15 protein-coding genes are annotated in these 18,717 nt (G+C 51.0%); 6 read left to right on the top strand and 9 right to left on the bottom strand.

Annotation, left to right across the window (positions count from 1 at the left end):
• Nucleotides 1–6: 6 nt before the first annotated feature.
• Complete coding sequence (locus CUZ56_RS12370) at nucleotides 7–918, bottom strand: DMT family transporter (protein WP_126980715.1); 912 nt, start codon at nucleotides 916–918, stop codon at nucleotides 7–9.
• 254 nt (nucleotides 919–1,172) lie between these two features.
• On the opposite strand from CUZ56_RS12370, the gene CUZ56_RS12365 reads away from it, so the two are divergent.
• The 6 genes from CUZ56_RS12365 (at nucleotide 1,173) to CUZ56_RS12340 (ending at nucleotide 6,805) form a co-directional block, all read left to right on the top strand.
• Nucleotides 1,173–1,412 (top strand): DUF904 domain-containing protein, encoded by a 240-nt coding sequence (locus CUZ56_RS12365; RefSeq protein WP_126980714.1) that lies wholly within the window; start codon nucleotides 1,173–1,175, stop codon nucleotides 1,410–1,412.
• Between the two features lie 2 nt (nucleotides 1,413–1,414).
• Nucleotides 1,415–1,744, top strand: coding sequence for a cell division protein ZapA (locus tag CUZ56_RS12360; RefSeq protein ID WP_126980713.1), 330 nt, complete (start codon nucleotides 1,415–1,417; stop codon nucleotides 1,742–1,744).
• 202 nt (nucleotides 1,745–1,946) lie between these two features.
• Nucleotides 1,947–2,591, top strand: coding sequence for a guanylate kinase (gene gmk, locus CUZ56_RS12355; RefSeq protein ID WP_126980712.1), 645 nt, complete (start codon nucleotides 1,947–1,949; stop codon nucleotides 2,589–2,591).
• 45 nt (nucleotides 2,592–2,636) lie between these two features.
• Nucleotides 2,637–2,840 carry a DNA-directed RNA polymerase subunit omega gene (gene rpoZ / locus CUZ56_RS12350; protein ID WP_126980711.1) on the top strand — a complete coding sequence of 68 codons (204 nt, stop codon included), beginning with the start codon at nucleotides 2,637–2,639 and terminating at the stop codon, nucleotides 2,838–2,840.
• A gap of 160 nt (nucleotides 2,841–3,000) precedes the next feature.
• The gene (cls, locus tag CUZ56_RS12345; RefSeq protein WP_126980710.1) at nucleotides 3,001–4,452 is read left to right on the top strand and encodes a cardiolipin synthase; all 1,452 of its coding nucleotides are present in this window, start codon (nucleotides 3,001–3,003) and stop codon (nucleotides 4,450–4,452) included.
• Between the two features lie 118 nt (nucleotides 4,453–4,570).
• On the top strand, nucleotides 4,571–6,805 hold the full coding sequence (locus CUZ56_RS12340) for a RelA/SpoT family protein (protein WP_239442459.1): 2,235 nt from the start codon (nucleotides 4,571–4,573) through the stop codon (nucleotides 6,803–6,805).
• A 76-nt stretch (nucleotides 6,806–6,881) separates the two neighbouring features.
• On the opposite strand, the gene greB is transcribed toward CUZ56_RS12340, so the two are convergent.
• From greB to CUZ56_RS12300, 8 genes are all read right to left on the bottom strand, one after another.
• On the bottom strand, nucleotides 6,882–7,460 hold the full coding sequence (gene greB, locus CUZ56_RS12335; RefSeq protein WP_126980708.1) for a transcription elongation factor GreB: 579 nt from the start codon (nucleotides 7,458–7,460) through the stop codon (nucleotides 6,882–6,884).
• Between the two features lie 165 nt (nucleotides 7,461–7,625).
• Nucleotides 7,626–11,372: a pilus assembly protein gene (locus CUZ56_RS12330; protein WP_126980707.1), complete on the bottom strand. Its 3,747-nt coding sequence runs from the start codon at nucleotides 11,370–11,372 to the stop codon at nucleotides 7,626–7,628.
• A 345-nt stretch (nucleotides 11,373–11,717) separates the two neighbouring features.
• Nucleotides 11,718–15,356, bottom strand: coding sequence for a pilus assembly protein (locus CUZ56_RS12325; protein WP_126980706.1), 3,639 nt, complete (start codon nucleotides 15,354–15,356; stop codon nucleotides 11,718–11,720).
• Between the two features lie 77 nt (nucleotides 15,357–15,433).
• A complete protein-coding gene (locus CUZ56_RS12320; RefSeq protein WP_126980705.1) occupies nucleotides 15,434–15,838 on the bottom strand; it encodes a type IV pilin protein in 405 nt (134 codons plus the stop codon).
• Between the two features lie 68 nt (nucleotides 15,839–15,906).
• Nucleotides 15,907–16,479, bottom strand: coding sequence for a pilus assembly PilX family protein (locus CUZ56_RS12315; RefSeq protein WP_126980704.1), 573 nt, complete (start codon nucleotides 16,477–16,479; stop codon nucleotides 15,907–15,909).
• A gap of 24 nt (nucleotides 16,480–16,503) precedes the next feature.
• Complete coding sequence (locus CUZ56_RS12310) at nucleotides 16,504–17,499, bottom strand: PilW family protein (protein WP_162615346.1); 996 nt, start codon at nucleotides 17,497–17,499, stop codon at nucleotides 16,504–16,506.
• Nucleotides 17,496–18,002, bottom strand: a complete 507-nt coding sequence (gene pilV, locus CUZ56_RS12305) for a type IV pilus modification protein PilV (protein ID WP_275427145.1) — start codon at nucleotides 18,000–18,002, stop codon at nucleotides 17,496–17,498. Before pilV ends, CUZ56_RS12310 begins: the two co-directional genes overlap by 4 nt.
• Nucleotides 18,003–18,042: 40 nt before the next feature.
• Nucleotides 18,043–18,555: a GspH/FimT family pseudopilin gene (locus tag CUZ56_RS12300; protein ID WP_126980738.1), complete on the bottom strand. Its 513-nt coding sequence runs from the start codon at nucleotides 18,553–18,555 to the stop codon at nucleotides 18,043–18,045.
• Nucleotides 18,556–18,717 lie beyond the last annotated feature (162 nt).

Genomic DNA, 18,717 nt, shown 5'->3' with positions numbered 1-18,717 from the left:
GCCTCCTTACTTTTGCCGCCCCGAAAGCCCAATGCCCATGAAAATGGCGCCAATGCCAATCAGGTGATACAAGTGCAGTTGCTCGTGTAAAAACAGAACCGAAAGCAGTGCGCCAAATACCGGCATCAGGTGAATGAACACACCTGCCCTTGCTGCCCCGACACGTGCGACCCCGATGTTATACAACACATAAGCCAGCACAGAGGGAAATATACCGACATAGGCCAAAGCAGCAATCGAGCCCGTGTTCCAATGCGGCCTGGCACCGGTTGACCACTCCCACAGGAAAAACGGCAATAAGACAACGACGGCAATCACAATCTGAATGGCGGTCAACCCCACCCGGTCAACCTGCGGCGGAATCACCCGCAGCCACAGGGTATAAAACGCCCAGCAGACCATGGCCGAAAAAATAATCAGATCTCCCCGGGAAAAAGACAACGACAGCAAATTATCCCAGCGGCCATGCACAATAATAACCAGCACCCCAGTAAATGACAGCAACAACCCGCACAGTTGAATCACGCGCAAACGGTGCCCATAGAACAGCGCCCCAAAAAACACAATCAGAATCGGGATGAAAGAATTCAGCAAAATGCCATTGGTTGCCGTTGTTGTCTGCAAACCGGCATAGACCAGTGAGTTGAACGCCGTCACCCCGGCCAGCGCCACGCCCAGCACACGCCAGCGATACTGCCAATACAGAGGCATGTCTTTTCGCATTGCCTTCCAGGCAAACGGCAGCAGAAAAACCAGTGCAATGACCCAACGGCCAAATGCCAATGATACCGGTGGCATCGACTCGCGCACCGCACGTGCCACCACAAAATTACCCGCCCAGAACAAGGGCGGCAGCACAAGAATCATCAGGCCGACATAATCAAAATGCTTGTCGGCATCAGGGTTGTTATGGTTCATAAGGTGAAGATGGTGCCACGGTCACAGATGAAATGCAACCTCATTACGTGGCCATCGCTGCGTCAGAGACATATTGACAACGACCCCACCCGCTTGTACTCTTGACACGGTATCAAGGTCTAATTGCACGAAATTGGCGGGGTATCGCCTTTATTCAACAACTTACACTAAAATGGTCAATGAACCGCGGCTGCATGATCAGGCTTGATAATGGCTTTGCAGCCCATTGGTCATATTACGGGAGAAGCGCACGGATGTCTCAGTTGCAAGACCTGACTCAACGGGTTGAACACCTGCTATTACGATACGAAGAACTGCAACGCACCAACCGGCTCCTTGAGCAGCAGGTTGCTGATTTGCAGCAGGAGCGTCATCAACTGGAGCTTCGCCTGAACGCTGCGCGTACGCGCATTGATACGCTGTTGTCTCGTATCCCTGCTGCAGAAAGTACCGACCGCTCGGTGGCCGAATTTCCGCAGATATCTGGAGAATAAGCATGAGACAAATTGAAGTGCGTATTATGGGACAAAGCTATCTGCTGGGTTGCGCCGAAGGGGCAGAACAGGAATTGCTGGAAGCCGTTGCCAAAGTTGACCGCGAAATGTGCACCATCCGCGATGGCGGTAAATTGCGTGCACGCGAACGCATTGCCGTGCTCGCCGCCCTGAATCTGGCCGTCATGCTCAGCCAGAAAAGCAACGCCCCTGATGAAATGGCGCTGACACTCCCACTGGAGCCTGCAACAGCCCCTGAACCCAACGCAGAATATGAAGCCCTGATTCATCGGATTGACCAGGTACTGGGGCGTGACGGGCACCTGATCTGAGGTAGATTCGGCGCCATTCTCCCTTTGCATCCTCACGGCAACTGCACAAATGGCACAACCATGATCTCAAATAAACGGATGCTCTGCCCCTCAATCATCGCGGAGCCCGTTATAATGGCACAGATCATCAGGGCCCCTATCCTGCCATGCTTTTTATGTTGATATGCGGTTCTGTCTCATCTGATCAGATTTTTTATTTTTCATGACATCCGTAACCCCTGCCCCATCAACCATCCCCGGCAACCTGTATGTCATTGCGGCCCCCAGCGGGGCTGGAAAATCCAGCCTGGTTAAAGCGCTGCTGGAACTGGACTCAGGCTTGACCCTTTCGGTTTCTCATACCACGCGGCCGCCTCGGGGGCAGGAAAAAAATGGCCGTGAATACTGGTTTGTTGAACACCAAACCTTCCAGGACATGATCCAGCGGGAAGAATTTGTCGAGTGGGCCAATGTTCATGAAAACTGTTACGGAACATCCCGCCATGAAATTGAAACCCGTCTCAAAGAAGGACGAGATGTTATATTGGAAATTGACTGGCAGGGTGCGTTGCAGATCAGAAAAATATTCCCTGCTGCCGTCCTGATTTTTATTCTGCCCCCATCCATGGATGAATTGCGCGCCAGGCTCGAACGGCGTGGGGAAGACAGCCCGCAGGTCATTCAAACCCGGCTCAATAACGCCCGTATTGAGATGTCCAAGGCAAAAGAGTTTGATTTTGTTATAATAAACAGTCTTTTTGAAACCGCGTTATTTGATCTGAAAACGGTTGTGCACTCACAGCGCCTGCGCTACATGTGCCAAAAACACCGTTATGCCGAAGTATTCCGGCAGTTGGAAATTAGTTAACGCGCCTGAAAATTTCACTTTTCCATTGCATATCAAGGTAAAAACATGGCCCGTATTACTGTTGAAGACAGCATCAAAAAAATCCCGAACCGTTTCCAACTGGTGCTTGCAGCAACTTACCGTGCCCGCATGCTTTCTCAGGGACATGCGCCCAAAATCGAAAGCAAAAACAAACCTGAAGTTACAGCTTTACGCGAAATTGCTGCCGGCGAAGTTGGAGTTGAAATGCTGAAAAAGGCACCGACCTGATCATAGAGTCCATACGGCATTCGCACCTGCACTGATGCCGTTGTACGCTCAGAGAATGCGGTGTTTCCTAATCCATAAAATGGCGTCATTCAAGGCGCCATTTTGTTTAAAGCTATCTGACTTTGCATAAAGCCTGCAGCCTGGAGGAAAGTTGTTACTGATGGACTGGTCATGGTCAACCATTTACCTGCTGACAGAATGGCTGATTCGCATCTCCATGCTGATCTATGTCCCCCAGCAACGCACCCCCAACGCAGCACGTGCGTGGCTGCTGCTGATTTTCTTTTTGCCGGTACCGGGTCTGCTTTTATACGCCTGGATTGGCCGTATCTATGTCCCCCAACAACGGCTGCAGCTTGCCCGTGAGGCTGAACTGCACATACAGGAAGCAGGGGAACAACTGATTCACAGCACCCCCGGCGGCTTTACGCCTTACCGCTCACCGGACCCCCAGTTACAGCACCATATCGATCTGGCGACCGCTTTGGGAGAGTTTCCTGCAACAGAAAACAACCGGATTGAAGTCCTCTCAGGCTATGACATTCTGCTTGATCGCCTGTTGCAGGATATTGAAGCGGCACAACATTCAATCCATCTGCTGTATTACATCTATGGCAATGACCAAACCGGCCAGCGCTTTACCGATGCCTTGTGTGCAGCCGCCCGCCGTGGTATCAGCGTCCGCATCCTGCTCGATGCCGTAGGGGCACGGCATGGCCTGAAGCACCAGGCACCCCAACTGCGTGCTGCCGGCGCTGAAGTGTATGGCGCGTTGCCGGTCAGCCTGTGGCGCAAAAATGTAGCCCGGTTTGATTTGCGCAACCACCGCAAAATCGCGGTGATAGACGGGCAGATTGCCCATATGGGTTCACAAAATCTGGTAGACCCATCGTTTGTACCAGGTTTTCCCAATGAAGAGCTGAATGTGCGCGTAACCGGCCCTGTGGTTTCCCAATTGCAGGCGGTATTTCTGGCTGACTGGTATACCGAAACCCGCCAGGCGCTTGACGACAGCCAAACGCAAAACCTGTTTACCCTGCTCAAGCCTGAAACGCCTGCATCCGGCAGCGCAGCCCAGGTTGTTCCCAGTGGTCCTGGGTATGGACATGAAAATAACCGTGATGTCATGATGGCTTTTATCTATGCCGTCCAGAAATCCATCTGCATTGTCACCCCCTATTTCATTCCGGATGAGCCTTTTTTAACCGCATTGATCGTGGCTGCGCGACGCGGCGTACAGGTACAACTCATTTTCCCGCAGCATTCCAACCATTTGATCACCAACCTGGCGCAACAATCCTATTTTGACCAGTTGCTACAGGCCAATGTTGAAATCTACCTTTACCGGCCGGGGCTGCTGCATGCCAAGCACATGACCTTTGATGACCAGGTCGCGCTGATTGGCTCTCCCAACATTGACGTGCGCTCATTCGCCCTGAATGCCGAAATCAGCCTGGTTATTTATGACCGCCAACTGACCAACCAGGTCAAAACCATACAAAATACCTACATTGAGCAGAGTTCGCGCCTGAATTTTGCTGACTGGCAGCGCCGCCCGCGCATCCGGAAAATAGCCTGCAACCTGGCCCGGCTGGCAGACGCTGTGCTGTAGTACACGGAATAAAGCGTTGCGTGAATGTGTCAAATATTTCAGTTTATACGAGCGAAAATCTTTAAAACAATAGATACTTATACTAGTCAAGCCTAAAAAATAAGGATAAGGATTGGATTTGCGGGCATCATCAGAACAACCCTCCTCCGTCAATAACGATATTTCAGCCGCTGCTTTTGCTGTTCTGGTGCAAAAAGTAGGCTATTTAAGTGCCGCTGATGCAGGCCTGTTACGCTCTGCCTACAACTTTGCCGACCGTGTGCACCAGGGGCAGTTCCGCTCAAGTGGTGAACCTTATGTCACCCACCCCATTGCAGTAGCCGGCATTTGCGCCGAATGGAAACTCGATGTCAATACCCTGATGGCTGCCCTGCTGCACGACAGCATTGAAGACTGCGGTATCAGCAAAGAAGAGATCATGGAGCGGTTCGGCATTGCCACTGCAGACATTGTCGATGGCGTCACCAAGCTGGACAAAATGCAGTTCAATACCCGTGAGGAAGGACAGGCAGAATCCTTTCGCAAAATGCTGCTGGCCATGTCACGGGACGTACGTGTCATTCTGGTCAAACTGGCTGACCGGCTGCATAACATGCGCACACTGGGCGGACTGCGGCCAGACAAGCAGCGCCGTATTGGCCGCGAAACCATGGACATTTATGCCCCCATTGCCAACCGGCTGGGCATCAACCGCTTGTATCGCGAACTGCAGGACCTGTCGCTGAAAAGCATCTGGCCCTGGCGTTCCAAAACACTGGAAAAAGCGGTCAACAATGCATTCAGCATGCGCAGCGATATGATGCAGCGCATCAGCGCTGAGATCAGCCAGATGCTGAAAAACGCTAACCTGCCGGTACAGATTATTGGCTGGAAAAAAAACCTTTACTCTCTGTACCGCAAAATGGACGACAAGCAGCAGAGTTTTGCCCAGGTAACAGACCAGTTCAACTTTCGCATCATCGCCAAGTCAGTCGAACAATGTTACGCCGTCATGGGGGCTCTACATCAGCTTTATCGCCCTTTAACCAGCCGCTTTAAAGACTACATTGCCATTCCCAAAGTCAACGGGTACCAATCGCTGCATACCACACTGATCGGCCCCGCAAGTGCCGTCATCGAATTTCAGATCCGGACCGATTTCATGGATCATGTTGCGGAATGGGGTGTCACCACCCATTGGCTGTATAAGGCCACCCACAGTGATGGTAATGACGAATACGCCAATGCCAAGTGGATGCAGTCGCTGCTGGATATTCAAAGTGAAACACGCGACGCCAATGAATTTCTGGAAAACGTCAAAGTCGACCTGCATCCAGATGCCATTTATGTCTTTACGCCGCAATCCCGCATCACAACGCTGCCGCAAGGCGCAACCACTGTCGATTTTGCCTATGCCATCCACAGTGATGTAGGAGACCATTGCATTGCAGCCAAGGTCAATGGCGAACAAGTACCTTTGCGTACCGTACTCAGCAATGGCGATGTGGTGGAAATCATCACATCCCCTGTCTCACATCCCAACCCGGCATGGCTGACGTTTGTGCGTACTGGCCGGGCCAGAGCCAAAATCCGCGCGCACCTGAAAACACTGGCCCAGGATGCCGCCGTCAATATTGGTGAAAAAATGCTGGCGCAGTCATTGCGTGCAGAAGGCTACCCGGCCCTGCCCCCCAATGACAACGAGAATACCGCTATTTGGGAAAAACTGGCGCGCATTACCGGCAACACATCACGCAACGAACTGCTTTCAGACATTGGTTTAGGCAAACGCGTCTCCCACCTTGTAGCCAAACACCTGGTCACGCTGCTGACCGAAAAAGGTGCCCGGCCAGACATGGTGTTGCTGAGCATGGGCCGCTATTCCGGCAGTGACGATGCCATTCAGCAATCCTCTTTGTTACTGGATGGTACAGAAGACATCTTGATCCAATATGCGCGCTGCTGCTTTCCAATTCCGGGGGATGAAATTGTCGGTTACCTGGGGCATGGCGAAGGCCTGACCATCCACACCGCCGACTGCAGCATTGCACACCAGCTCCACCAAAGAGACAGCGAGCGCTGGTTAAATGTTGCATGGGCCGACGAAACCAAACGCATGTTTGAAGTGGGAGTATGGGTTACGGTCAAAACGCGTCAAGGTTTGCTGGTACGCATCAGCGCCTTGCTGGCCGCGATTGGCGCTGACATTGTACGCATTGACATGGGTGAAGGCCCACTGGATGCACCTGACACATTCCGCATGGTGCTCAGTGTTCGTAACCGTATCCATCTGGCTTCTGCACTTAAAACACTGCGGCGCGAAGCCCTGGTGCTTAAAGCCGGGCGCATTAAACCCCCGGCCCTGGCTGCCTGACCCCTTAAAATCCGTACACAACACACAAAACTATATGCACGGCAGTCTGCTGGCTGTCGTCATTTGATATATGTGTTTAATTTGATGCAGAGTGGTCAGATGAGGGTGCAGGATACGACACATCAACCACTTCAATCATTTCAATACCGGCAGGCGTCATCAAGCGGATTTCATCACCTACGCTGGATTTCAGCAATGCTCTGGCGACTGGAGCAACCCAGCTGACCTGCCCTTGCAGCGGATCAGCCTCATCAACGCCCATAATGGTAATGGTCTGTTCAGAACCATCACCTCTCACATAAGTGACAGTTGCGCCAAAAAAAACCTGCTCCTTGCCATGGTGCACACTGGGATCAACCACCTGCGCAATCTCCAACCGCTTGGTCAAAAAACGAATCCGCCGGTCAATCTCACGCAGGCGCTTTTTCCCGTACAGATAATCGCCATTTTCTGAACGGTCCCCATTAGATGCCGCCCAACTGACAATATCCACAACTTTAGGGCGCTCACTCTCAACCAGCGTTTTCAATTCCAGTTGCAAACGGGCATAACCAGCTGGTGTGATGTAATTTTTACTGCCCTTTGGCAGCAACACCTGTTGCGGCTCAGCATCGTCATCTTCCGCATCTGATTCTTTGACAAAAGCCTTATTCAATTCATACTCCTATTGCCTTTACCATAACCCGCCACTGGCAGTTATTGTAATACGGGCATAAGCCATGATACATGCAAACGCATATCAGCTGCCATACTCACTTTCATGACAAAAGGGCTGCCAAAACGGCAGCCCTTCTTTGCTCAAGCCTGTTACAGCTTTGTATCAGAACATCTGAGTCCAGGTGCTGGTGTCAAATGCTTTTTTACAGCTGGCAACACCGCCCACACTCATTCCCACATAGCCATTGGGACATCCAACACCAAGCGCATCACCTCCCGTTCCACTGCCCAGCCCCGGGTTGTACCCGATGTAGGAAGGGCCACTGGAATCCGTACGGTAGCCAATGTAGTACCCGTCGTCATCATTAATCACGCCGTCTCCATTGGTATCCCACCGAATCGACGGCAAGCCGCCGCTGAACAGGTTAACAATGATGGAAATACCCTTGATGCCACCAATCTCGCAGCTTTCCGCCAGACTGCCGGTATCGGTATCCATCGTTGTCAACGATGTATCAAACACCACATCGGTTCCGATGACAGTCGGTGTATACAGGCTGCGCTGCCCATCTTCCATCGTCAGCGGCAAATCCCAGCCTCTCTGCGTTGTCCAGTTGATCGTCGCATCAGTCACTGTATAGTACGAGCCTGATTGTACCCAGCTTCTGTGCAGCAGTTCGTTATATGTTACCGCTGATGGTGTCGGTGTGATGTGAGAACGGTCCCAAACACCATAGATGGCATCTGTCCCGGTGTCTCCCGTATCGGCCGTGTCATAGAATTTCCCGGTACCAAACAGCACCATTCTGCCGCCATTCGGGTGTGGATATAGCGCCGGGGCCTGTGTGATTGGCCGATTGTTCTGCGTGGTGAATACCTTGCGCGAACTCCAGTTACTGGCACTGATCTGACTGGAAAGATCAAAATACCATATCCGCCCTTTCAAGTCGCCGGCATACGCCCCTGTAATGATCTGACTGGAGTTCCTAACCAGCGTCACCCCCATCAGGCCATTGCCAACAGTAGCGTCTGTGGCAATTTTCTGAATGATGCTGCCGTTCTTCAGGTTCACCACATACAGGTAGGCCTGACCTGAATCACTATAGGGCCCATTGCCGAATATGCCTACCCAATCACCGGTTCGGGTATACCCGGCCTGAATTGGCTGCATCACAAATCCCATTTCACTGCCTGCGGTATCCGGCGTCAGCTCCCACAATACCGTATTCTTAACGCTCCCCGTACTGGGGGTGTTCGTGCTTGTTTTGGCATAAGCATTCGGATCGGTCACATCCAGTGCAAATATGGTTTTGCCGCCAGCTCCGGCTGACCCCAGCAAAACATTGCGCCAGCATGATACTGCGCTGCAACCATTCAGGTTGGCATCGGTCAGCGTCAGGTAACCATCCACATAATATCTGTGGTTTTTATCATAGTTCAGCGATGCCAACTGTCCCAGTTTAGACAAAAGCCCATTGGGAATAAAAGCAAACACTTCCTTGCCCGCATCCACCCCGTCGGTCGCAAAGGCATGCAGCATGCCGTCATTAGCGCCAATGAACACTATACCGGCCCGGTTCGCTTTTTCGCTGTGGTACTCTGAATACACACTCCCGCCTGACGTATGGGAAAGTGACCCATATCCCAGGCTGACAGCATCTTTCACATACAGCGGGTTGGAATTCACAATGTCACCCAACACACTGCTGCGCTGGCGGAATGTCACATTATTGGCATAGGTATTATCTCCACGCAGGAATTTCACCAGGTCTTCTGCTGAATTGAGTGTCTGTGCCTGTAAAGCAGTCCGCATGCTGGAAGACAGCGAACTCCACTGGAATTCGACCGCTCTGTCTGCCCCTCCTGTACCGATCCAGATATTGCGGTTTGCATAAGTCGGTATATTGCTGCTGGCATTCCACAGGAGTGCCCCCAGGCCTCCGCCACTGGCCAATTTATAAGCAGACAGGTCGCCGGTCCATGTCCCTGTGACATAGCTGGGTGCAAAAGCCGTATTGCCTGCCTCCAGATAATCACTGGATAACACAATGTGCGGTGAAGGCTGGCTCGATACAGCCATGCTTTCCATCATGGCAGCCAGGCTGTCGATCAGCAGGTTAACGTCACTGGCAGACGCATATTCCCCATGCCCATTGATAGCGGCATGGTACAAGTCGTCAATACGCCCGATACTTGCCGAATCACTCCCCACACTGGGCCAGGTTTTGCTTCCGGCTGCAATCAATGCCAGATCGTCCTCTGTAATATCGCCCTTCACCCCAAAGCCGATCGTATAAGTCGTCATGTGTTGCCACCATGCCGGGTCAGAATCAGAGGTTGGCACCTCATTGGCCAGGGTTGGTCGCAAATCCCGGTTCCAGAAATACATGGCAACGTCTGCCATAGAACCGCTATTCGTCGCGTCACGGTAAATTCTGTTTTCAGGCGCTGTAGCAATGTATTGGTAAGTTCTGCCATCCGGCCCTTCAATCGGCAAGCCGTTGGTATTATCCGCATTGCCCACTTTTGAGGTTAAAGCCGATTCATTCCAACCGCCGTCCGTCACCATCAGGGTATAACTCTTGCGGCATGCCAGATGAGGAGTATTGTTATTTGATCCGGGTTCAGCGCCCCATGGCCCTCTGTTGTCCGCCTGAGAGTAATACGTCCCAACTTCATACAGTGCAGAAAGCGTTGGCGTGCTGTTACTGGTTCCTCGTTCAAAAGCAAACAGCCATTTGTAAAATGTATTGCGGAACGCATCCTCAAAAGGCCTGACCCCCTGCTTGACGTAAGAGTAGGTACCTACGCTGTCAATGTTTCTGGAACTGGCTGCCAGGTTAGCCCAGCCCAGTCGAAAGCGCATACCATAATCTCTGGCAAACACATGGCTCAATGCGCCAATAGCTGTACGGGCTCTGCCGCGATAATAAACATACCAGTTGGCAAAATTCTGGAACTCCTGTTCCTTGCTGCAGGTATAGTCTCCCCCGCTTTGGGTGCAATCCGTTCGTTTGATTTCAATGTAATTGCTTTGTGACGGATCGCTGGTGTTATACCCGGCATCCCGATACATCTGGGAGATATTCAATCCCGATGAAGGGATATCGGCCACAATAACATGGTTATAGTTATTGATATTTCTGATGTTGGTATTGGTCGTGGAATAAGTGAAATTATCGTTATGTGCATCGGGCCCCTTGTATATAAAATAAATGGCCGGCGTGAAAGGCATTACCCTTCCTGATCCACGTGTACACCCGTAGCTTCCACCATAAAGGCCACAGTAATAGTTTGTTGAAAACGTATAATTTGTATTTTTAAAAGTCAGGTCAATACGCGGTATGGTGGTGTTGTTCACTGTCTCCGCCGCAGCTCCTGCGGTCGTTACGGCATAAATCGGCGCCGCAGATGCAGAATAGGTTGGCATGGGTGTGCCGTCTGCATAAAGCCAGGGGCTGTAAGTTGATGCAGGATTGTAGTACAACTTATTCACCTGCGGAGATCGCCCCATAGCCGCAAAATAATCATTGGTCGCCGTCGAAAGCACATATCGTGCCGTCGAGGTTGACAACAACCCACTTCCGTTTGATGCGCGGTCATCCGGGTGCAGCATCGCGTTATACATCATCGCAGTGGTATTGTTTGTAAACAAGGTGGATGCCAGCGAATCCGGAACTGCCACAGCCCCCATCGACCCGGAATCATCAAAAATCAGCATGATGTTGGGCGAAGCCATGGTACGCGAAGCAACCAGGGGCGTTTGTGCTGGTTCTGCCTCGGATGTCGTCTGAGCATATGAGGCAAAAGGCATGGTGATCATTTGGGCGCTGATCAGCAATGCCAGTGTCGTTTTAGTGGCTTTTCTCCTGGTCTGAATAGACGGAAAAAACTGATTGATGGTTTTCATAACCGAACTCCCTTTTGAGTAAGTTCAAAGGTGCTTTTACTACTCTGTCGCCTGCACCTGAGCATTCAATAAAATATGAATTTATATCTTTGGTATATAACAAAAGGATAACTTCTACGATCTGCAGGCTCAACCCTGATTACAACCGTTTATCGGGAAAATACGACCATCTGTCAAATTATCATGTCACACCTTAAAACATAACAACACTTCATATAAGCCGGCATTTTGCTGGAATCAGAAAACCATTACGCCCCCTTGGTCTAAACAGACATTTGCAAACAAAAATGAAAAAGGCTGCCAGAACGGCAGCCCTTTTTCGCTCAAGCCTGTTACAGCCGTGTGTCAGAACATCTGGGTCCAGGTGCTGGTGTCAAACGCTCTTTTACAGCTGGCGACCCCACCCACACTTGCCCCCACATATCCGTTTTCACATGCAATAGCAAGCGGATCATTTCCAGAACTACCCAGTCCTGGGTTATATCCGATGTAGGATGGACCGCTCGTGTTGGTGCGGTAACCAATGTAATACCCATCCTGATCATCAATCACCCCGTCTCCATTGGTATCCCACTTCAGTGATGGCAAACCACCGCTAAACAGATTGGCAACGATCGTGATTCCTTTTACCCCCCCAACATCACAGCTTTCCGCCAGACTGCCGGTATCGGTATTCATTGTTGTCAATGTAGTATCAAATACCACATCGGTCCCGATCAACTGCGGTGTATACAAGCTGCGCTGCCCGTTTTCCATCGTCAGCGGCAAATCCCAGCCCCTCTGCGTTGACCAGTTGATCGTCGCATCCGTCACCGTAAAATACTGGCCTGACTGTGTCCATGTCCTGTGCAGCAAATCGCTATAAGTCACTGCTGCGGGTTTGGGTGTGAGATGGGAGCGGTCCCAAACACCATAGATGGCATCTGTCCCGGTGTCTCCCGTGTCGGCGGTGTCATAGAACTTCCCGGTACCAAACAGCACCATTCTGCCACCATTGGGATGCGGATACAGTGCCGGTGCCTGTGTGATCGGCCGGTTGTTCTGTGTGGTAAATACCTTGCGCGAACCCCAGTTGCTGGCACTGATCTGGCTGGAAAGGTCAAAATACCATATCCGCCCTTTCAGGTCTCCTGCATATGCGCCGATAATGATCTGGCTGGAGTCTTTAACCAACGTTACTCCCATCAAGCCATTACCGATAGTGGAATCTGTAGCGATTTTCTGAATGATGTCACCGTTCTTCAGGTTCACCACATACAGGTAGGCCTGGCCTGAATCACTGTAGGGTCCATTGCCAAAAACGGCTACCCAGTCACCGGTTTTGGTATACCCGGCCTGAATCGACTGCATCACATACCCCATCTCACTGCCTGCGGTATCTGGCGTCAGCTCCCACAATACCGTATTCCTGATACTCCCTGTACTGGGAGTGTTCGTGCTTGTTTTGGCATAAGCATTCGGATCAGTCACATCCAGTGCAAATATGGTTTTGCCACCAGCCCCGGCTGACCCCAGCAGAATATTACGCCAGCACGATACCGCATTACACTTATTCAGGTTGGCGTCTGTCAGCGTCAGATAACCATCCACATAGTACTGATGGTTCTTCTCATAGTATAACGAAGCCAAATTTGGCAGTTTGGATAAGAGCGCATTCGGAATGAAGGCAAACACTTCCTTGCCCGCATCCACCCCGTCGGTCGCAAAGGCATGCAGCATGCCGTCATTGGCACCAATAAACACCATACCGGCCCGGTTCGCTTTGTTACTGTGGTACTCTGAATACACACTGCCGCCTGACGTGTGAGAGAATGATCCATATCCCAAACTGGTCGCATCTTTTACCACAAGCGGATTGGAGTTCACAATATCACCCAGCACGCTACTGCGTTCACGGTAAATCGCTGCCCCGCCTGTTGCCTTGCTGCTATCGCCACGCAAGTAATTCACAAGGTTTTCGTTGCTCAAAGCTGTCTGCATGGACGGCGATAACGCCCCCCATTTGAATTCAACCACCTTATTGGCAGAGCCGGTGCCTATCCAGATATTGCGGTCTGCATAAGCAGGAATACCATTCGATGCTTTCCATACTTCAGCCCCCACGCTACCGTTGTTTCCCAGCGCATAGGCAGAAAACTCCCCGGTCCACTGCCCGGTGACATAAGTTGAGCCATAAACCTGATTGCCTGCTGTCAGGTAGCCACTCGCCAAAACCACATGAGGTGCTGGCTGATTGGTCACAGAAATACTTTCCATCACCGTTCCAAGACTGGTAATCAGATTGTCCACATTATTAGCAGACGAATATGAGCCGCGTCCGGTCACCCCGGCATGCCAGTTATCGTTTGCGACGGCAGCTCCCCATTTGGTGGTGCCGGCGACCAGTGCATCCCAATCAGAATCTTTCAGCGATCCACTGGTACCATACCCTACTGTGTGCGTCACCATGTGCTGCCAGAAAGCAGGGTCCCCGGTGCGCGATACACTGCTCGGACCTGAGGTAGGCACCATGTTCTCAAGATCTGGCCGCAAGTCTGTAACCCAATAATAGTGGGCCACATCGGCCAGCATACCGGTAACATTCGGGTTCTGATAAGGATACTCCGGCGTATAGGCATATGTGGTGCCATCTGGCTTGCTGTGCGTTGGGCCATTCACATTGACGCCATAAGTAGGATAGATTCTGGCTCCGTTCCAGCCCCCGTCAGTCATCAGAATGGTAAAACTCTTCCGGCATGCCAGATGTTCTGTTTTGTTATTCACATTGCCAGGCTCTGCACTCCAGGGGCCACCATCGGATCTATCCGTATAATATGTCCCGATAGCGTTCAGCGCCTGCAACGTTGGGGTATTGGTATTCATCCCCTGCTCCAGGCCATACAACCATGTATACAGTGCTGTCCGATGCGTACCCTCATACAGGCGCACCTGCTGGGCGACATAACTGGTAAAAGTCCCCCAGCCCAAACGGTACTTCATATCATAGTCTTTGGCGAATACGTGCGTCATTGCCCCAATGGCTGTGCGCACCCGACCACGATAAAATACATACCAGTTGGTAAAGTTCTGAAACTCTTCCTCCTTGGTACACTGCCGGGTTCCATCGGCATTCTCTCTTGCGCAATCAGTCCGGGTTGATGCCTGTGTAATACCCGATGCAGGAATATCTTCAAGAATAACGACCCTGTAATTACTCAGTGTTCTCTCTGCGGTTGTATTTGAAGAAACATAATCCGGATTATTCTCTGCAGGTGTGTAGATATAATAAACCGCCGGCGTAAATTTAAACGTTCCGGTGCCATAGGTGCTATTACACACATCGTTATAAGTTGTGTCCGTCGATCCTCGGCAATAATAGCGCGCAAAAGGAATGCCTCCGGTCACATTTCTGGCCCCAAATTTATACTCAATATTCTTCCCGCGTAAATTCACCGTCGGACTACCAGCAGTGCCTGCCAGAATCGGTGCCGCTTCTGGCGAAGGGGTGGCCATTAAGGAACCATCCGCCCTGGCCCACGGCTTATATGCAATGGTCGGGTTGTAATAGATTTTGTTGATCTGCGGCGAACGCATTCTCATATTGGCAATGTTATTGGGGACGCCATTGTCGTCCAGACCATCACCACCCACATAGACATAAGTTGTAACCGGAACATAACCCCGGTAACTGGCATAAGTCGTGCTGTAATCATCCGGGTGAAAAGAGCCCTGGGTTTGACTCGTGGCATAAGCACTGCTGAGCCCATCAGGCATAGACAGTGCCACCATGGATGTCGATGTATCAAAAGACAACATGATATTGGGGGAAGCCATGGTCCGCGAAACAATCAAAGGCGCTTGCGCCGGCTCAGTTGCAACCACCGCTTGCGCGTATGATGCAACAGGCATTGTGATCATTTGCGCACTGACAAGCAGTGCCAATGCGGCTTTCCCAGCCTTTATCCTCATCTGTGCAGATGAAAGAATACGATTAGAATTTTTCATGCCCTAAACCTTCCATTTCACAATGAAAATGAATTGAATTTATTTTTTATATGATGTGTATGCCTGTTATATAGCGGCTATTTCCAGCACTTGTCAACATCCCCTGCGGCACCGCGTACGCCCGCAGCCGTCAGGGTTAAAGTACCGCAATCATCAGCAAAATTGGGCACGGCCTGAACCTGAAAGTCTGTCGCCGTCTGGCTTGTAATACTGATGGTATAGCGTTGTGTACCATTTTCCGGTGATCTTGTTAAGTTGGCAGGTAATGCAACGCCTGCATAGGTATTTTTAACGCTGTAGGAACGCTGCAAGGTATGAGCAGCCTCCATCAACACGGCACGTGCATCTGTACGGTAGCCTCTCTTGAGAAACTCCACAAAAGAGGGATATGCAAAAGCAGCCAGAATTCCCACAACCGCCACAACTATCATCAACTCAATCAGCGTGAATCCTCTCGCTCTTTGTTGAATTACCTGTTTCATTTTGTTTTCCTTAAAAACGGATTATCTGGAAGAGATAAAAGCCTAAATTTCAGCCCACCACCCCATGCTTAACTGACAACACGCCCAACCACAATCTGCATCCAGACCTGGGCCCCTGTTTTGGAAAGGCCATTGTTATCCTGGGTGAAATTGGGGCTATATCCACGTGTTGTAATTCTGTAGGCAACCGAACGGCGGCCAGAAACTTCGGAGGTTGAATTGAACTCCACGTAGGCAGTGATATCTTCAATAAGGCAGTCAGGCCGGGTATCCGCATTTGTATAACCGGTCATGCTGCCACCCAGATCAGCCAGATCCAATTGATGGTAGCCAGAGTTCCCGCCTCCCCAATAGCTCATCGTCTGCCACCGGGTTCCTGTATACGTATTCAGATTCGTTACACCTGCTGGTGCACTTGCTGCACTTAAGGTCCCGGCAAAAACACCCGCCTTGCAAAAATTCATGGCTGACTCGGCAGCCTGTGTGGCCATGGCTCTGGCACGGGTATTGTTATTGACCAGTTCATCTACGCCTGACAGACGGATAGCTGCTACAGCAGTAACGGCCATCACAACCATCAAAACCAAAGCGATAACCAGAATAACGCCTTTTTGCTGATGGGTACGGATTGTCTTTTTCATTTTAGAACTCTCTGTTTAAAGTCGTTAGAACCCGGCACCTACGTTGGGAATTTCCACCGTTGTGAACATTGCTCTGCGCAAGAAACCATCCCCTGGGTCTGGCTGGGCGACACCATCGCAATCAGTGAAAGTAAAGCTGGGAGCCGATGAAACGGGTTCCCGGCTGCGGACCAGCACGCATACCCGAACAGACGTGACACGGTTCCAGCGGTCATACCCTTCTGTACCTGAAACGGTCTCATTAGGAAAACTGTTGACCACCTGAGATGCCGTCATATAGCCAGAAGTGACTTTAGCTGTGGTGACAAAACCGCCGCTGTCTTTCACCCGCTCTGCAACACCATACCAGAGCCTCATCTGCTCAATATTGGAAACAAGTTCAGTTGGAGCGTTCTTACCATTGCCCCAGCACATCAGGGTGTTGCCACTGATATAAAAACGGTTATCAACAATCGTGATTGTTGAACCATCAGCCCTTGTCAACTCATTGGCAGAACCTGTCACTTTTTCTCCGGAACAGTCCCGGGGATCCAGATCGGTCGCAGACACGGAGCCAATCGGTATTTGTTGCAATTGCCCGCCCTGGTAACGCAGTGCGATTGAATCACTGTTACCAGCCCCAGTACACGATGCCCCCCAGTCAGCTACGCTGGGAGAAGCTGTGGTTGAGACATTTGCCCCCTGGCACCCCAGCAGATAGGGACTATCCAGTAAAGTAACGCTATTTCTGAGGCGTGGCCTATCTTTCAGGGGGTCCGGCACTTCGGTAAACTCTTCATAGCCCGCGTTACGCACCCCTCTGGCAATGGTGTTCAGTGCAATTTGCCCGTCTTCCATCATCTGGGAAAGACTTTGCTGCAAGCGTCCGCTCTTGGTTGAGCTGGATACATTTAACAAAATAGCAGCCAGAACAACCAGCATGATCACCATGGCAACCATGATTTCAATGATCGTCATCCCTTTTTGCTTGCGCAATGTCGCCACAGAAAAAGCAGAAGGTTTTAATTGTATGTATCTCATATTTTCACCCTCATGCTCAGGCATTGTGTATTAGCAGTTATCCCACTTATCCCGGTTCCAGCACACGACCCCAAGTCCACAGTACCTTTGCTGGCAGGCTCTTGCCACACCAGGATCACGTCCACAAAATCTGAACCGCTTTTAACCTGCAAATCACCTTCCGGCAACTGCGCACGGGCACTCTGCCGCGCCCAGGCGATATCAGATGCGGCAATCTGAGCAGTACCACAGCTATATGAATTCTGGCAACCAGGGGTGCCCACTGCAGCTCCAGCGGAATATGTGTAGTTGTAGCTAGAGAGTCCATCCGGATTGGCCCGAATGCTTGCTGCCAGCCCATTGCCAACCTGCGAAGCAATGCCCCGATAGTAAGCCATTGAACTGTATTGCATGGAACTGGCCTGCAATGCAAGCATTGATAAAAAGCCCAGTGTGATCAGCACAATCGCCACAAGAACCTCCAACAGAGAAAATCCCTTTGCTTTGTTTCTTTTTAAGTTCATCATTTTCTGCTGCCTATATGCAAATATTAAGTTAAGCCGGTTATGATGCACCGTCCGCCACCGCCAACCCGGTTGGAGTTACCGTGATGGTTTTCCCCAGGTTCGCTTCATTCGAGGTGGGCAAGATTTTGACAGTGCAAGAAGGGTAGCGTCCCATGGCACTCACTTTGATAGCGCCGCAGCTAGATGTCACCGATACGCCAGAACTCTCATAAACCTGAATGACTCTGATCCCCTCTGCCCCAAGTGGTATATAGACCAGCCACCGATCACCAAAAGCGTTGCCGCTTGTCGAGCAGGCTGATCCGGCAGCATTGGCTCCGCAAACCGCGACTTCCCGCCCCACAGTCATTGCCTCTGACCTGGCCAGTTGCAGGCTCGCAGCCATTTGTACTGCTGCTGAATTGGTCTGGCGCTTTTTGACAAAATCAAAATAGGAAGGCACTCCCCACAGCGCAATAATCGCAACAATTGCAAGCACGGCCATCAACTCGATCAGAGTAAAACCGCGTTGCCTTCCCTCATCATGCACCCAATGAACGTGTTTCATCATTTTCCTTAAATATACGGCATGGTTATGCTTTCTTTATGCCTTTAGCATATCGACGCAACCATACGGCTTCAAGTATGCGTTTCGCCGCTCATCGGGGAAAATCTACCGTTTATCGGATTGGCTCCCTATTCGTGAACATATTCACACCAAATCAGGCAAAAC

Source organism: Saezia sanguinis (assembly GCF_003991585.1).
Taxonomy (GTDB): Bacteria; Pseudomonadota; Gammaproteobacteria; order Burkholderiales; family Burkholderiaceae_C; genus Saezia; species Saezia sanguinis.
The sequence above is the reverse complement of the archived record's forward strand: the minus strand, read 5'-3'. Positions and strand labels throughout refer to the sequence as shown.

Excerpts from the sequence above, each read along its gene's own strand:
- CUZ56_RS12370 (WP_126980715.1), bottom strand. The coding sequence starts at position 918 with ATGAACCATAACAACCCTGATGCCGACAAGCATTTTGATTATGTCGGC.
- CUZ56_RS12365 (WP_126980714.1), top strand. The coding sequence starts at position 1,173 with ATGTCTCAGTTGCAAGACCTGACTCAACGGGTTGAACACCTGCTATTA.
- CUZ56_RS12360 (WP_126980713.1), top strand. The coding sequence starts at position 1,415 with ATGAGACAAATTGAAGTGCGTATTATGGGACAAAGCTATCTGCTGGGT.
- gmk (WP_126980712.1), top strand. The coding sequence starts at position 1,947 with ATGACATCCGTAACCCCTGCCCCATCAACCATCCCCGGCAACCTGTAT.
- rpoZ (WP_126980711.1), top strand. The coding sequence starts at position 2,637 with ATGGCCCGTATTACTGTTGAAGACAGCATCAAAAAAATCCCGAACCGT.
- cls (WP_126980710.1), top strand. The coding sequence starts at position 3,001 with ATGGACTGGTCATGGTCAACCATTTACCTGCTGACAGAATGGCTGATT.
- CUZ56_RS12330 (WP_126980707.1), bottom strand. The coding sequence starts at position 11,372 with ATGAAAACCATCAATCAGTTTTTTCCGTCTATTCAGACCAGGAGAAAA.
- CUZ56_RS12325 (WP_126980706.1), bottom strand. The coding sequence starts at position 15,356 with ATGAAAAATTCTAATCGTATTCTTTCATCTGCACAGATGAGGATAAAG.
- CUZ56_RS12320 (WP_126980705.1), bottom strand. The coding sequence starts at position 15,838 with ATGAAACAGGTAATTCAACAAAGAGCGAGAGGATTCACGCTGATTGAG.
- CUZ56_RS12315 (WP_126980704.1), bottom strand. The coding sequence starts at position 16,479 with ATGAAAAAGACAATCCGTACCCATCAGCAAAAAGGCGTTATTCTGGTT.
- CUZ56_RS12310 (WP_162615346.1), bottom strand. The coding sequence starts at position 17,499 with ATGAGATACATACAATTAAAACCTTCTGCTTTTTCTGTGGCGACATTG.
- pilV (WP_275427145.1), bottom strand. The coding sequence starts at position 18,002 with ATGAACTTAAAAAGAAACAAAGCAAAGGGATTTTCTCTGTTGGAGGTT.
- CUZ56_RS12300 (WP_126980738.1), bottom strand. The coding sequence starts at position 18,555 with ATGATGAAACACGTTCATTGGGTGCATGATGAGGGAAGGCAACGCGGT.